Source organism: Bradyrhizobium sp. 134 (assembly GCF_023074155.1).
GTDB lineage: Bacteria > Pseudomonadota > Alphaproteobacteria > Rhizobiales > Xanthobacteraceae > Bradyrhizobium.
This window is the reverse complement of the sequence record NZ_JADPKX010000053.1, coordinates 116,961-131,590: the sequence shown is the minus strand read 5'-3', so window position 1 is coordinate 131,590 and position 14,630 is coordinate 116,961. Positions and strand designations below refer to the sequence as shown.

8 protein-coding genes are annotated in these 14,630 nt (G+C 66.5%); 6 read left to right on the top strand and 2 right to left on the bottom strand.

What is annotated here, in order from left to right; genetic code table 11:
• Positions 1-399: 399 nt before the first annotated feature.
• From IVA75_RS21320 to IVA75_RS21295, 6 genes are all read left to right on the top strand, one after another.
• Positions 400-5,604 (top strand): alpha-2-macroglobulin, encoded by a 5,205-nt coding sequence (locus IVA75_RS21320; RefSeq protein ID WP_247286128.1) that lies wholly within the window; start codon positions 400-402, stop codon positions 5,602-5,604.
• An 11-nt stretch (positions 5,605-5,615) separates the two neighbouring features.
• Entirely contained in the window at positions 5,616-7,742 is a 2,127-nt protein-coding gene (pbpC, locus tag IVA75_RS21315; RefSeq protein ID WP_247286127.1) for a penicillin-binding protein 1C, read from the top strand.
• Between the two features lie 50 nt (positions 7,743-7,792).
• On the top strand, positions 7,793-9,535 hold the full coding sequence (locus IVA75_RS21310) for a glycosyltransferase family 39 protein (protein WP_247286126.1): 1,743 nt from the start codon (positions 7,793-7,795) through the stop codon (positions 9,533-9,535).
• Position 9,536: 1 nt separating this feature from the next.
• Positions 9,537-10,382 carry a phosphatase PAP2 family protein gene (locus IVA75_RS21305; protein WP_027569957.1) on the top strand — a complete coding sequence of 282 codons (846 nt, stop codon included), beginning with the start codon at positions 9,537-9,539 and terminating at the stop codon, positions 10,380-10,382.
• Between the two features lie 63 nt (positions 10,383-10,445).
• Positions 10,446-11,192, top strand: coding sequence for a glycosyltransferase family 2 protein (locus IVA75_RS21300; RefSeq protein WP_027569958.1), 747 nt, complete (start codon positions 10,446-10,448; stop codon positions 11,190-11,192).
• Positions 11,189-11,527: a lipid-A-disaccharide synthase N-terminal domain-containing protein gene (locus IVA75_RS21295; RefSeq protein WP_027517911.1), complete on the top strand. Its 339-nt coding sequence runs from the start codon at positions 11,189-11,191 to the stop codon at positions 11,525-11,527. Before IVA75_RS21300 ends, IVA75_RS21295 begins: the two co-directional genes overlap by 4 nt.
• 10 nt (positions 11,528-11,537) lie before the next feature.
• Here IVA75_RS21295 and IVA75_RS21290 read toward each other — a convergent pair whose 3' ends face one another.
• Together IVA75_RS21290 and metC are read right to left on the bottom strand one after the other, a co-directional pair.
• Positions 11,538-13,229 (bottom strand): Na/Pi cotransporter family protein, encoded by a 1,692-nt coding sequence (locus tag IVA75_RS21290; protein WP_027569959.1) that lies wholly within the window; start codon positions 13,227-13,229, stop codon positions 11,538-11,540.
• A gap of 155 nt (positions 13,230-13,384) precedes the next feature.
• Complete coding sequence (gene metC, locus IVA75_RS21285; protein WP_247286124.1) at positions 13,385-14,569, bottom strand: cystathionine beta-lyase; 1,185 nt, start codon at positions 14,567-14,569, stop codon at positions 13,385-13,387.
• Positions 14,570-14,630 lie beyond the last annotated feature (61 nt).

Sequence of the window (14,630 nt, the reverse complement as noted above, 5' to 3'; positions counted from 1 at the left end):
TTGAGCCCCCTTGGTTGGGGCCGGCTGTTCATCTACCATGCCATTATGAAAAATATCGTCTTCCGCCAAGCCTGAACCGAACCGTTTTCCGCGAAGCCGCGACAAAGCGGAACGGTGGGGTGTCAGGGTGCCGGGTTGAGCGGCAGCGGACTGGACGATGGATCACATCGCCGGGAACGCTGGCCAGCTTCCGGGACACGGCCGCCGGACGACTGGTCGGGTATTGCTGCGCCATCAGGACGGCGTGCGCGGCGGTAGCTTGATCAGTCTCCTCTGGGCCTGCCTTGTCATGGCGAATGCGACGATCTGCACCTTTGGTTCCATCGCCTTGAGTCCGTCACCTTTCCGCGCATTTCATGCGACAAGCGGCGTTCGTCCGCGATTTCCGGGAGTCCATCCATGATCGGTCTTGTTCGCGCCGTCACACTCTGCGCCACGCTGGCGTTCGGCCTTAGCGTAGCGCAGGCCGCCGACAAAGCCTTCAAGCGGGACGACCTCGCCGATTCCGCGATCAAGCTGGAGGCGCAGATCAAGGGCGAGGCGGGGCCGGTCGCCAAGACTGGCGCGAGCTTGCGCACCGACGCCGATGCTGCCTTCCGGCGCAACGACTATCGCACCGGCCTGTCGGTGCTCGGCCAGATCGCGGCGACCACGCCGGAGGATGCCGGCAACTGGCTGCGGCTAGCGAAAGTCATCTTCCAGATATCGCCGAAGAGTTCGAGCGAGCAGACGTTCCTGCTGGAGCGCGCCTCGACTGCAGCCTACATCGCCTACCAGCGTGCCGCTAATGCGGGCGAGGAGGCCGACGCGCTCGCGGTGCTCGGCAAGTCGCTGTCCGAACGCAAGCTGTGGCGGCCGGCGCTCGATGCGCTGCGGCTGTCGCTCGACATGCGCGAGGTCGCCGATGTCCGCGGCCAATATGAGAAGATGCGTGACGAGCACGGTTTTCGGCTGCTCGACTACACCGTGGACTCGGACTCCGCCAGTCCGCGCGCCTGCTTCCAGTTCTCGGAGGAGCTGGCGAAACGCACCGATTTCGCGCCGTACCTCGCGCTGGCGGGCCAGGACAAGCCGGCCCTGTCGGCCGAGGGCAAGCAGCTCTGCGTCGACGGGCTGAAGCATGGCGAGCGCTACAACATCAATCTGCGCGCCGGCCTGCCGTCCACCGTGAAGGAGGGCCTGCCGAAATCGGCCGAGTTCAACGTCTATGTGCGCGACCGCAAGCCGTTCGTGCGCTTCACCAGCCGCGCCTATGTGCTGCCGAGGACCGGCCAGCGCGGCATTCCCGTGGTCAGCGTCAACACGCCAGCCGTCAACATCAACGTGTTCCGGATCGGCGACCGCAATTTGATCAACACGGTGGTCGACAGCGATTTCCAGAAGACTCTGTCGAAATACCAGCTCAGCGATCTCGGCGGCGAGCGCGGCGTGAAAGTCTGGACCGGCGAGCTCGCGACCGCGATGACGCTGAACCAGGACGTCACCACCGCATTCCCGGTCGATCAGGCACTCGGCGAACTGCAGCCCGGCGTTTATGTGATGACGGCCGCGGCCAAGGGGCCGGGCTCGGACGACGACTACCAGCTCGCCACCCAATGGTTCATCGTGTCCGATCTCGGCGTCACGGCCTATTCCGGCAATGACGGCATCCATGTCTTCGTGAATTCGCTGGCCTCGACCGATCCGGTCGGCAAGGCCGAGGTGCGGCTGGTCGCGCGCAACAACGAGATCCTGGCCACCCGCAAGACCGATGAGAGCGGCCATTTGCTGTTCGAGGCGGGGCTTGCGCGCGGCGAGGGCGGTCTGTCGCCGGCGATGCTCACCGTGACCGGTGAGAAGGCCGACTATGCCTTCCTCAGCCTCAAGTCCTCCGCCTTCGACCTGTCGGACCGTGGCGTTTCGGGCAGGGCCGTGCCTGCGGGCGCCGACGCCTTCGTCTATGCCGAGCGCGGCGTCTACCGCTCCAGCGAGACCGTCTATCTGACCGCGCTGTTGCGCGACGGGCAGGGCAACGCCGTCACCGGCGGGCCGATGACCCTGGTGATCGAGCGCCCCGACGGCGTCGAATACCGCCGCGCCGTGCTGGCCGACCAGGGCGCCGGCGGGCGCACCCTGTCCGTGCCGCTCAACTCGGCCGTCCCGACCGGGACCTGGCGGGTGCGCGCCTTCACCGATCCGAAGGGCTCTTCGGTCGGCGAAACTACCTTCATGGTCGAGGACTACGTCCCTGATCGGATCGAATTCGACTTGTCTGCCAAGGACAAGCTGATCAAAGCTAACGCTCCAGTGGAGCTTAAGGCGGACGGTCATTTCCTCTATGGCGCGCCGGCCTCCGGGCTGGCGCTCGAAGGCGACATGCTGGTCGCGCCCGCGTCGGAGCGGCCGGGCTTTGCCGGCTACCAGTTCGGCGTTGCCGACGAGGAGACCACCTCGAACGAGCGCACGCCGCTGGAGAACCTGCCGGAAGCTGACGCCAACGGCGTTGCCACCTTCCCGGTCACGCTCGACAAGCAGCCGGCCTCGACGCGACCGCAGGAGGCGCAGATCTTCGTCCGCATGGTCGAGACCGGCGGCCGCGCCGTCGAACGCAAGATCGTGCTGCCGGTCGCGCCTGCTGCTGCCATGATCGGCATCAAGCCGCTGTTCGGCGACAAGAACGTCGCCGAGGGCGACAAGGCCGAGTTCGATGTCGTGTTCGTCTCGCCCGAGGGTGAGAGGCTTCGCCGCGACGGCCTGCGCTACGAGCTCCTGAAGATGGAGTCGCGCTACCAGTGGTATCGCCAGAGCAATTACTGGGAGTACGAGCCGGTCAAATCGACCTCGCGCGTCTCCGACGGCGACGTGACCGTTGCCGCGGACAAGCCGTCGCGGATTTCGCTGACCCCACGGCCCGGCCGCTACCGGTTGGATGTGAAGTCGAACGACGCCGACGGCCCGGTGACCTCGGTGCAGTTCGACGTCGGCTGGTATTCCGACGGCAGCGCCGACACACCGGACCTCCTGGAGACCTCGATCGACAAGCCGCAATACGCCTCGGGCGACACGATGACCGTGTCGGTCAACGTCCGCAGCGCCGGCAAGCTGACGGTCAACGTGCTCGGCGATCGCCTGCTGACGACGCAGACCATCGACGTCAAGGAAGGCACCGCCCAGGTGAAGCTCCCGGTCGGCAAGGACTGGGGCACCGGCGCCTATGTGGTGGCGACGCTGCGCCGTCCGCTCGATGCGGCCGCGCAACGCATGCCGGGCCGTGCCATCGGCCTCAAATGGTTCGGCATCGACAAGCAGACCCGCACGCTCCAGGTGAAGCTGACGCCGCCGGCTCTGATCCGGCCGAATGCGATGTTGAAGATCCCGGTCAAGCTCGACGGGCTCAATCCGGGCGAGGACGCCAAGATCGTCATCGCCGCGGTCGACGTCGGCATCCTCAATCTCACCAATTACAAGCCGCCCGCGCCGGACGACTATTATCTCGGTCAGCGCCGCCTGAGCGCGGAGATCCGCGATCTCTATGGGCAACTCATCGACGGCATGTCGGGCACGCGCGGGCAGATCAAGTCCGGCGGCGACGCTGGTGCCGCCGAGCTCCAGGGCTCGCCGCCCGCGCAAAAGCCGCTCGCGCTCTATTCGGGCATCGTCACCGTTGCCGCCGACGGCACGGCAGAAGTGAGCTTCGATATTCCGGAGTTCGCCGGCACCGCGCGCGTGATGGCGGTGGCGTGGACCGCGACCAAGCTCGGTCGCGCCAACATCGACGTCGTGATCCGCGATCCCGTGGTGCTGACCACGACCCTGCCGCGCTTCCTGCTCAACGGCGACCACGGCACGGTCAATCTCGAGATCGACAATGTCGAAGGGCAGGCCGGCGATTACGTCATCAACGTGAAGACGGGCGGGCCGGTGAAGATGACCGGCAATCCCGCAACCACGGTCAAGCTCGCCGCCAAGCAGCGCAACTCCTTCTCGCTCGCTATCGACGCGACGGCGGCGGGGCAGGCGACGCTCGACGTCGACATCAAGGGGCCGAATGGCCTGGCGCTGGCGCGCCATTATGCGCTCGACGTCAAGGCGGCGACGCAAGTCCTGGCGCGGCGCTCGATCCGGACGCTCGCGAAGGGCGAGAGCCTGACGTTGACCTCGGATATGTTCGCCGATCTCGTGCCGGGAACCGGCAGCGTCTCGGTCTCAGCCAGCCTGTCGACTGCGCTCGATGCAGCGACGATCCTCAAAGCGCTCGACCGCTATCCCTATGGCTGCTCGGAGCAGATCACCAGCCGGGCGATGCCGTTGCTCTATGTCAACGAGCTCGCTGTCGGCGCGCATCTGGCCATGGACACCGAGGTCGACCAGCGCATCCGCGACGCCATCGAGCGGCTGCTGGCTCGCCAGGGCTCGAACGGCTCGTTTGGGCTGTGGTCGGCCGGTGGTGACGATGCCTGGCTCGATGCGTATGTGACGGACTTCCTGACCCGCGCCCGCGAAAAGGGTTTTGTGGTGCCGGATGTGCTGTTCAAGACTGCGCTGGATCGTATCCGCAACTCCGTCGTCAACGGCAACGAGCCGGAGAAGGACGGCGGCCGCGATCTCGCCTACGGCCTCTATGTGCTTGCGCGAAACGGCGCGGCGCCAATCGGCGACCTCCGCTATCTCGCCGACACCAAGCTGAGCAACCTCGCAACTCCCATCGCGAAATCGCAGCTCGCCGCGGCGCTCGCGCTGGTCGGCGACCGCAACCGTGCGGAGCGGGTCTATGGCGCAGCCCTCGACAGTCTCGCCCCAAAGCCGGTGCTGGAGTTCGGCCGCACCGACTATGGCTCGCAGCTCCGCGATGCCGCAGCGCTGGTGTCGCTTGCCAGTGAAGGCAATGCCCCGAAGGCGACGCTGACGCAGGCGGTGTCGCGGGTCGAGATCGCGCGCGGGCTGACGCCCTACACCTCCACGCAGGAGAATGCGTGGCTGGTGCTGGCGGCGCGCGCGCTCGCCAAGGAGAACCTGTCGATGGAGGTGGACGGCCAGCCGGTCAAGACCGCGCTGTACCGCAGCTACAAGGCTGCGACCCTGGAAGGCAAGCCGCTGAAGATCACCAACACCGGTGATGCGCCGGTGCAGGCGGTGGTCTCGGTGTCGGGCTCGCCGGTGACGCCGGAGCCCGCGGCATCGAACGGCTTCAAGATCGAGCGCAGTTTCTTCACGCTCGACGGCAAGCCCGCCGATATCAGCAAGGTCAAGCAGAACGACCGCTTCGCCGTGGTGCTCAAGATCACCGAGGCCAAGCCCGAGTACGGCCACATCATGGTGTCCGACTATCTGCCGGCGGGCCTCGAGATCGACAATCCAAAACTGGTGTCGTCGGGTGACAGCGGCACGCTGGGCTGGATCGAGGATGGCGAAGAGCCCGAGGATACCGAGTTCCGCGACGACCGCTTCACGGCTGCCGTCGACCGGGCCTCGGATTCCAAGGCGGTGTTCACGGTGGCCTATGTCGTGCGTGTGGTCTCGCCCGGCAAATACGTGCTGCCGCAAGCCTATGTCGAGGACATGTACAATCCCTCGCGCTACGGCCGCACCGGGACCGGCACGGTCGAGGTGCGGGCGGCGAAGTGAGTGATGGCAAGATGAGCGGGAGAGAAAATCTGGATGGCCGGGATGAGCCCGGCCATGATGGAGCAAGGGGCAGGGGCCATCGCCTCCTCTCCGGCCTCGCGCTCACGCTCATCCTCACCATCGTCGGCTTCGTCGCGTGGGTTTACTCCCTCGGCCCGCTGCCTTTCGACGAAGCCCGCCAGGTCTCCACCACCATCGTCGATCGCAACGGCAAGCTGCTGCGCGCCTATGCGATGGCGGACGGGCGCTGGCGGTTGCCGGTCGAGACAAAGGCGAATGTCGATCCGACCTACCTCAAGCTGCTGCTCGCTTATGAAGACCAGCGCTTTTACGCACATGACGGCATCGACCCGCTGGCGCTGGGGCGCGCTGCGTTTCAGCTTGGGACCCGCGGCCACATCGTCTCGGGCGGCTCGACCATCTCGATGCAGCTGGCGCGGCTGATGGAGCCGCGGCGGCAGCGCTCGCTTTATGCAAAGCTGCGGCAGATGGTGCGTGCGATCGAGATCGAGCGCAGCTTGAGCAAGGAGCACATTCTCGATCTGTATCTCGCGCTCGCGCCTTACGGCGGCAACCTCGAGGGCATTCGCGCCGCCTCGATCGCCTATCTCGGCAAGGAGCCGAAGCGGTTGTCGCTGGCTGAAGCCGCGTTGCTGGTCGCGCTGCCGCAATCGCCGGAGACCCGCAGGCTCGATCGCTATCCCGATGCGGCGCGCAAAGCGCGTGACCGCGTGCTCGACCGCATGGTCGAGGAGCAACAGATCAGCCTCGACGATGCCAAGCAGGCCAAAGCCGTTCCCGTGCCGAAACTGCGCAAGCCGATGCCGATCCTGGCGCCGCACGCCTCCGATGCGGCGCTCGCGACGGTCAAGGGCGCCCCCGTCATCAAGCTGACGCTGGATGCCAACCTGCAGAAGGTGCTGGAGCCGCTGGCGCGCGATCGTGCCATTGCGTTGGGGCCGAACATCTCGGTCGGCATCATCGTCCTCGACAATGAGAGCGGCGACGTGCTCGCGCGCGTAGGCTCGGCGGATTATTTCGATGATCGCCGGGCAGGGCAGGTCGACATGACCCGCGCGGTCCGCTCGCCGGGCTCGACGCTGAAGCCTTTCATCTACGGGCTCGCTTTCGAGGACGGCTTCGTTCATCCCGACAGTTTGATCGACGATCGGCCCGTGCGCTTCGGCTCCTACGCGCCGGAGAATTTCGACATGACGTTCCAGGGCACCGTGCCGGTGAAGAAGGCGCTGCAGCTGTCGCTGAACGTGCCCGCGATCGTGCTGCTCGACCGCGTCGGCGCGAGCCGGCTGGCCTCGCGGCTGCGCCAGGCCGGTGGCAATCTGGTTCTGCCCAAAGACGAGGCGCCGGGACTTGCCATGGGCCTTGGCGGCGTCGGCGTGACGCTGCAGGACCTCGCCCAGCTCTATGCGGGCTTCGCCCGGCTCGGCACCACCAGGCCGCTGCGCGAGATCATAACTGACAGGGACGACCGCGAGCCGCTGCGGCTGCTCGATCAGGTCGCGGCCTGGCAGGTCGGCAATGTGCTGCTCGGCACCCCGCCGCCGGAGAACGCAGCTCACAACCGCATCGCCTTCAAGACCGGCACCTCCTACGGCTACCGCGACGCCTGGTCGATGGGCTTTGACGGGCGCATGACCATCGGCGTCTGGGTCGGCCGGCCCGATGGTGCGCCGGTTCCAGGCCTGATCGGTCGGGTTGCCGCCGCACCGATCCTGTTCGACGCCTTCGCCCGGACCGGCAAGACGCTCCTGCCGTTGCCGAAGCCACCGAAGGGGACCCTGGTTGCCAGCAACGCCAAGCTGCCGTTGCCCTTGAGGCGGTTCCGCCCGGTCGGGGATCTGGTGCGGACCGGGGGCGAACAGGCCCTGCACATCCAGTTTCCGCTGAACGGCTCGCGGATCGACGTCGATCGCTCAGGTGGCGAGGCGGGCGCAGCCATGCCAGTCAAAGTCGCCGGCGGCGTCCTGCCCATGACCGTCATGGTTAACGGAACGGCGCAGGGCGAGATAGACGGACGGCGCCAGCGGCTGATCGATCCGCCCGGTCCCGGCTTTGCGCGGCTGACCGTCATCGACGCCACGGGCGCCGCGGACACAGTTGTCATTCGAATTCAATGACGCTGCCTCAAGCGGTTGTGGCGATGGCGGTTTCAGCGTAAGCGGAACCGATGGCCGAGACCTACCCAGCACCCCGTTTTGGAGCTCCGCGCGAGCCGAAATCCCCGGTGAATCCGGGCAGCCGGCTCGTGTCCATGTTCGATATCGCCACGGCCAGCCACGTCCGCGCGGTGAGCTTCCTGCTGCTGTGCGCGCTGCTGCTATTCCTGCCGGGCTTCTTTACGATTCCGCCGGTTGACCGCGACGAGGCGCGCTTTGCGCAGGCCACCAAGCAGATGGTCGAGAGCGGCGATTATGTCGACATCCGCTTTCAGGAGGACGTCCGCTACAAGAAGCCGGTCGGGATCTACTGGCTGCAGGCGGCCGCGGTCGAGACGGCATCGGCGCTCGGTCTGCCGCGGGCCGAACTGCGCATCTGGGTCTATCGGCTGCCGTCGCTAATCGGCGCGATCGGTGCCGTGCTCATGACCTATTGGACGGCGCTCGGCTTCGTCACGCGGCGCGCCGCTGTGCTTGCAGCGCTTCTGATGTGCGCCTCCGTGCTGCTCGGCGTCGAGGCGCGGCTTGCGAAGACCGACGCGATGCTGCTGTTCTGCGTGGTCGCCGCGATGGGCGCGATGGCGCGGGCCTATCTGTCGTGGCAGCGCGCCGAGGACGAGACGCATCCGCCATGGAGCTGGCCCGCGATCTTCTGGACGGCTCTCGCTGTCGGCATCCTGATCAAGGGCCCGCTGATCCTGATGTTCGCAGGCCTCACCATCGTCGCGCTCGCGATCCAGGACCGCGATGCCTCCTGGCTATGGAAGCTGCGCCCGCTTTGGGGCCTGATGTGGATGCTGGTGCTGGTGCTGCCCTGGTTCGTCGCGATCTTCTGGCGCGCGGGCGATGCCTTCTTCGCCGATTCCGTCGGCGGCGACATGTTGAGCAAGTTGGGCGCGCAGGAATCCCACGGCGCGCCGCCCGGACTGTACCTGGTGCTGTTCTGGATCACGTTCTGGCCCGGCGCGCCGCTCGCCGCGATGGCCGCGCCCGCGGTCTGGCGCGCGCGGCGCGAGCCCGGCGCGCAATTCCTGCTGGCCTGGCTGGTCCCGTCCTGGATCGTGTTCGAGGTGGTGCTGACCAAGCTGCCGCATTACGTGCTGCCGCTGTACCCTGCGATCGCGATCCTCACCGCGGGCGCGCTGGAGCGGCGCGTGCTGTCCTGGTCCTGGCTGATGCGCGGCTCGGCCTGGTGGTTCGCGATCCCCGTTGGCGGCTCGATCATCGCGGTCGTCGGCGCGGTGATGCTGACGCGGCAACCGGCCTTCGTGGCGTGGCCGTTCATCGCGGCCTCGCTGATCTTCGGCCTGTTCGCCTGGTGGCTCCACGACAACAATCACGCCGAGCGCTCGCTGCTCAACGCGCTGGTCGCAGCCCTGATGCTCGCAGTGACGGTCTACGGCATCGTGCTGCCGTCGCTGACGCCGGTGTTTCCCAGCATCGAGATCGCACGCGCGCTTCGCAACGTCACCTGCGTCGGCCCGAAGGCGGCCGCGGCCGGCTATCACGAGCCAAGCCTCGTCTTCCTGACGGGCACGCAGACGGTGCTCACCGACGGTTCGGGCGCGGCGGATTTCCTGCGGCAGGGGAGTTGCCGTTTCGCGCTGATCGAGCAGCGTTCGGAGCGCGGCTTCGTGCAGCGCGCCGAGGCGATCGGGCTGCGCTACAAGGTTGGTACGCGCATCGACGGCTACAATTTCTCCCAAGGGCGTGCGATCTCGATCTCGATCTTCCGCTCGGAAGGCACCGAGTAGGATGTCGGCACCCACCGACATCGCGCCGCGCGCGAGCTATCCCGCGCAATTGCTCACGCTGTCGGGGCGCGCCCTGGCGCAGCTCGTGCGTACGCCCTCGCATTCGCGCCGCGCCGAGGCCGCGCGAAAGCTGGCGCGGCATTCGCTATGGCTCAGTGCGGCAGGTGCAGCCCTGGTCATCGCGCTGATGGTCGTGTTCGACCTGACCGAGATCCAGCTGATGCCGGCGCGCGGCACGCCGGGCCTGTGGCCGATCCGCATCCTGACCGATTTCGGCAAGGACGAGTATGTGCTCTCCGTGCTCGGGGGCGGGCTGGTGGTGCTGGCGCTGGTTGCGGCGGGATTGCGCGGCAGAAGCCGCGCGTTGCTGCTCGGCCTCGGCACGCGGCTGCAGTTCATGTTTCTGTCTGTTGCCGTGCCGATATTCGTCGCCGAGATCCTGAAATATCTCATCGGTCGAGGACGTCCGTTCGTCGGCGGCAAAGCCAATCCGTTCAACTTCATCCCATTCGAGGGGACGGGGGCCTATGCCAGTCTGCCGTCGGGTCATGCGGTGACGGCGTTCGCACTGGCGTTCGCCGTCTCGGCGCTATGGCCGCGCCTGCGCGTATTCATGTTCACTTACGCGATCGTGATCCTGCTGACGCGACTGGTGCTGCTCGCGCATCACCCGAGCGACGTGGTGGCCGGCGCCCTGGTCGGCATGGTCGGCGCCATGGCGGTGCGCTACTGGTTCGCGGCCCGCAGGCTCGGCTTTGCCATCCGTGCCGACGGCACCATTGTGCCTCTTGCAGGGGCGGTCTCGGGCCGCCTCAAAAGGGTTGCCCACGGGGCATCCGCCCCATAAAAGCGGCTGCTTGCCGGGCCCGCCGGTTCCCGAGCCAAGCCAATTCCAACCACGAGCTTCGATTTGTCGTCCCAGCCTTCGGTTTTCCAGCCCTCGGTTTCCATCGTCGTTCCCGTGCGCAACGAAGCCGACAACATTGTGCCGCTGATCGAGGAGATCGGCGCGGCGCTCGACGGCCGCTGGGCCTATGAGATCATCTACGTCAATGACGGTTCGACCGACGCGACCGGCGAACGGCTCTGCGCGGTCATGAAGCAGCGGGACAATCTGCGCCAACTGCGCCATGCCAAATCAGGCGGCCAATCCGCGGCCGTGCGCAGCGGCGTGCGTGCGGCACGCGGCGCGATCGTGGCGACGCTCGACGGCGACGGGCAGAACAATCCGGCCTTCCTGCCGGACTTGATCGCGGCCGTCGAGAACGGAAGCAAGGTCGGACTCGCCGCCGGACAACGCGTCGGCCGCAAGGATACCGGCTTCAAGAAATTCCAGTCGCGCGTCGCCAACGGCGTCCGCAACGCGATCCTGAAGGACGGTACGCGCGACACCGGCTGCGGCCTGAAGGCGTTCCGGCGCGAGGTGTTCCTGATGATGCCCTATTTCGACGGGCTGCATCGCTTTTTGCCGGCGCTGGTGCGCCGCGAGGGCTACGAGATCGCCTATGTCGACGTGATCGACCGGCCGCGCCGCTCCGGCGTGTCAAACTACGGTTTCTTCGACCGGCTGTGGATCGGCATCATGGATCTCGTGGGCGTGTGGTGGCTGATCCGCCGCAAGAAGCCGACGCCGGATGTGACTGAGGTGAAGGCATGATCATCCAATACGGTCAGGCGCTGAGCAATTATTTCTACGACGTCTTCGTGGCCAAGTTCGACTTCTGGCTCGCGTTCGGCCTCGTCGCGCAGCTGTTCTTTACCGCACGCTTCCTGGTGCAGTGGATCGCGAGCGAGCGCGCCGGCAACAGCGTGGTTCCGATGGCGTTCTGGTTCTGCTCCATGGGCGGCGGGCTGATGACGCTGGTTTATGGCGTCGTCAAGCGCGAACCCGTGATCATCCTCGGCCAGGCGCTGGCGACCGTCATCTATATTCGCAACATCATGCTGATCGTGAAGAACCGCGGCCGGGCGTCAAAGACGCTGGAGCGCTGATCCAAGGCGACTAGCGCGGCAGCGCTGACGCCGCGCCTGTCGCAGGCAGGGCAGCGGTCTCCGTCTCGGTTCTGCGATGGGGCTCGCCGGCCGCGTCGAGCACGGGATAGGCGACCGAGCAGATATGCGAGTGGATGCGGCGCAGGTCCCGCAGCACGTCGAGATGCAGCGACGTGGTTTCGATGGTCTCGGGGCGGCCCTCGCGCAGGCGGTCGAGGTGGCGCTCGACGGCGGCAAGCTCGGTGTTGCGCAGCGCCGTCTTCTCCACCAGCAGCTTGCGTGCCTCGTTGGCGTCGCCCGACATGAAGACGCCGAAGGCGATGCGCAGCGAATCCATCGTGCGCTTGTGGAAGGCGGCGAGCTCCTCGGCGCCCTCGGGCGAGAACTGGAAGCGGCGCTTGATCTTCTTGGTCGCGAGCTCGCTCAGGCTCTTGTCGATGATATCGCCGATATGTTCCAGATTGATGGCGAAGGAAATGATCTCCATCGCGCGCCGGCCCTCGCTCTCGTCGAGGCTGCCCCGCATGAGTTTCGTCACGTAGAGCTTGATGGCTTCGTCGAGGCCGTCGACGATGTTGTCCATCTTCGAGACCTGGTCGACCAGCGCGCGGTCCCCGCTCATCATCGCGGCCATCACCTTGCGCAGCATGATCTCGACAAGATCGCCCATGCGCAGGGTTTCGCGGCCGGCATCGGCCAGCGCCAGCGACGGCGATTCCAGCGCGGTCTCGTCGAGATAGCGCGGCCGGGCCGGATCGGCCTCCTGAACACGATCGGGCAGGAGCCGCGTCAACAGGCGCGACATGGTGTCGAGCAGGCCGATGAAGATAATGGCTGTGCCGACGTTGAAAGCGATATGAAATGCCGCCGTCATCCTGGCGAGATCGGGCTGCCAGGCGTGCATGTGCTCGGCGATCGGGCCCAGGAAAGGTAGGACCAGGGCGATCCCGATCACGCGATTGACGAGATTGCCCACCGGCAGGCGATAGCTGGCGGGATCGTCACGCTTGGCGCCTTCGAACACGGGATTGATGGCGCTGCCGAGATTGGCGCCAAGCACCAGTGCGAGCGCCGCGTAAGGCGAGATGAACTGCGAATAGGCGAGTGACATGATCAGCAGCACGCTGGCGACGCTCGAATGCACCGCCCAAGTGACGAGCGCCGCGATCACGATGCACAGAACGGGATCGCCCGTGATGGAGGACATCACGACGCGGACGCCCGGTGCGTTCTCGGCCGGCGCCAGCGTGTCGAGCAGGATGTGCAGCGACAGCAGCATCAGTCCGAGACCGATCAAGACGCGGCCGACGTCCTTGATCCGCGAGCGCGGACCCACGCGGAAGGCGACCAGTCCGAGCACGAACAGGACCGGCGCGACGGCGGCGATGTTGAACGACAGCACCTGCACGATCAACGTCGTGCCGACATTGGCGCCGAGCATGATGGCGAGCGCGGTGACCAGGCTGAGCAGGCCCTCGGCTGCGAACGAGCTCGTGAGCAGCGCGGTCGCCGTGCTGCTCTGGAGCAGCGCTGTCAGCCCGAGACCGGCGGCAAACGCGTTGAAGCGATTGCCAAGCGCCTTGCCGAGCAGCCGTCGCAGGTCCGGGCCAAAGGCGCGCAGAATCCCGCTGTGGACCATGTGCAGGCCCCACAGCAACAGCGCCACGCCGCCCATCAGATCGAGCAGTACCAACGTTCCCATGCTCCGAGTCCGGATTGGAGTCGATTGGTGAGGCTAGCGCCAAATGCTTGAGGTTCAAACCATTTGTTGGCGCGTCGGCGTTAACGTTTGCGGGTTCTGCACGTTCCCCCGGCGCGCGTTGGCGCGTCCCGCGGCGCGATGCCTTGTGAGCAGGCTCACATTGCTGCCTTGAGGGCAGCGAAGCCGCGATCGAGGTCGGCCTTGAGGTCGTCGACGCTTTCGAGCCCGATATGCAGACGCAGCGTGGGGCCGCCCGGCGCCCACTTGGTCGCAGTGCGATAGGCGTCGCAATCGAAGGGAATCACCAGGCTCTCGAAGCCGCCCCAGGAGAAACCCATGCCGAACAGTTTGAGCGTATCGAGCATGGTGTCGACCGCCTTCTGCGGCGCCGGCTTCAGGACGATGCTGAACAGGCCCGACGCGCCCGTGAAGTCGCGCTTCCAGATCGCATGGCCCGGATCGGTCTCGAGCGCCGGATGCAGCACGCGCGCGACCTCGGGACGGCTCGCAAGCCAGTGCGCCATGTCGAGCCCGGAGCGATGATGCTGCGCCAGCCGCACCGATAGCGTGCGCAGGCCGCGCAGTGCCAGGAACACGTCATCGGGACCGGCGCAAACGCCGAGCAGGCGGATGCCTTCGGCGATCTGCGGCCAGGCCTTGGCATTAGCCGAGATGGTGCCGAACATGATGTCGGAATGGCCGCCGATATATTTGGTGGCGGCCTGCATGCTGATGTCGACGCCCTGTTCGAGCGAGCGGTGATAGAGCGGCGTGGCCCAGGTGTTGTCGTCGATGACGAGCGCGCCGCGCCCATGCGCGACCTCGGCGATGGCGCGGATGTCCAGCATCTCGAACGACTGCGAGCCGGGCGCCTCGACCAGAACGGCGCATGTGTTGGGCCTGAACAGCTTGTCGATGCCGGCGCCGATCATCGGATCGAAGTAGGTGGTCTCGACGCCGTAGCGGGTGAGCATGCCGTTGCAGAAATTGCGCGAGGGCCGATAGACGTTGTCGCAGACCAGGATGTGGTCGCCGGCCTTCAGCACCGAGAGCAGGGTGGTCGAGATCGCCGACAGCCCCGACGGCACGATGCCGACGCCGGCGCATTGCGGCCCCTCCAGCGCCATCAGGGTCTCCTGGAACGCACGGGTCGTCGGCGTGCCGTGCCGGCCGTACTGGAACTCGCCGCGATGGGCGTGCAGGTCCTCGGCGGTCGGATAGAGCACGGTCGAGCCGTGGAAGACGGGCGGGTTGACGAACCCCTTCTGCGCCTTGGTGTCGCGGCCGGAGGTGACCAGTCGGGTCTCGGCGTGCTGCTCGGAGGGGTGTGAGGAATCCATGCGTCTGCTTTCAAAAGCGCGTTTCCACGAGGCGCGCTGCGCCCGCGGGCTGGCCGAAAGG

Coding starts and splice junctions, on each gene's coding strand:
- IVA75_RS21295 (WP_027517911.1), top strand. CDS start 11,189: ATGATCATCCAATACGGTCAGGCGCTGAGCAATTATTTCTACGACGTC.
- IVA75_RS21290 (WP_027569959.1), bottom strand. CDS start 13,229: ATGGGAACGTTGGTACTGCTCGATCTGATGGGCGGCGTGGCGCTGTTG.
- metC (WP_247286124.1), bottom strand. CDS start 14,569: ATGGATTCCTCACACCCCTCCGAGCAGCACGCCGAGACCCGACTGGTC.
- IVA75_RS21320 (WP_247286128.1), top strand. CDS start 400: ATGATCGGTCTTGTTCGCGCCGTCACACTCTGCGCCACGCTGGCGTTC.
- pbpC (WP_247286127.1), top strand. CDS start 5,616: ATGAGCGGGAGAGAAAATCTGGATGGCCGGGATGAGCCCGGCCATGAT.
- IVA75_RS21310 (WP_247286126.1), top strand. CDS start 7,793: ATGGCCGAGACCTACCCAGCACCCCGTTTTGGAGCTCCGCGCGAGCCG.
- IVA75_RS21305 (WP_027569957.1), top strand. CDS start 9,537: ATGTCGGCACCCACCGACATCGCGCCGCGCGCGAGCTATCCCGCGCAA.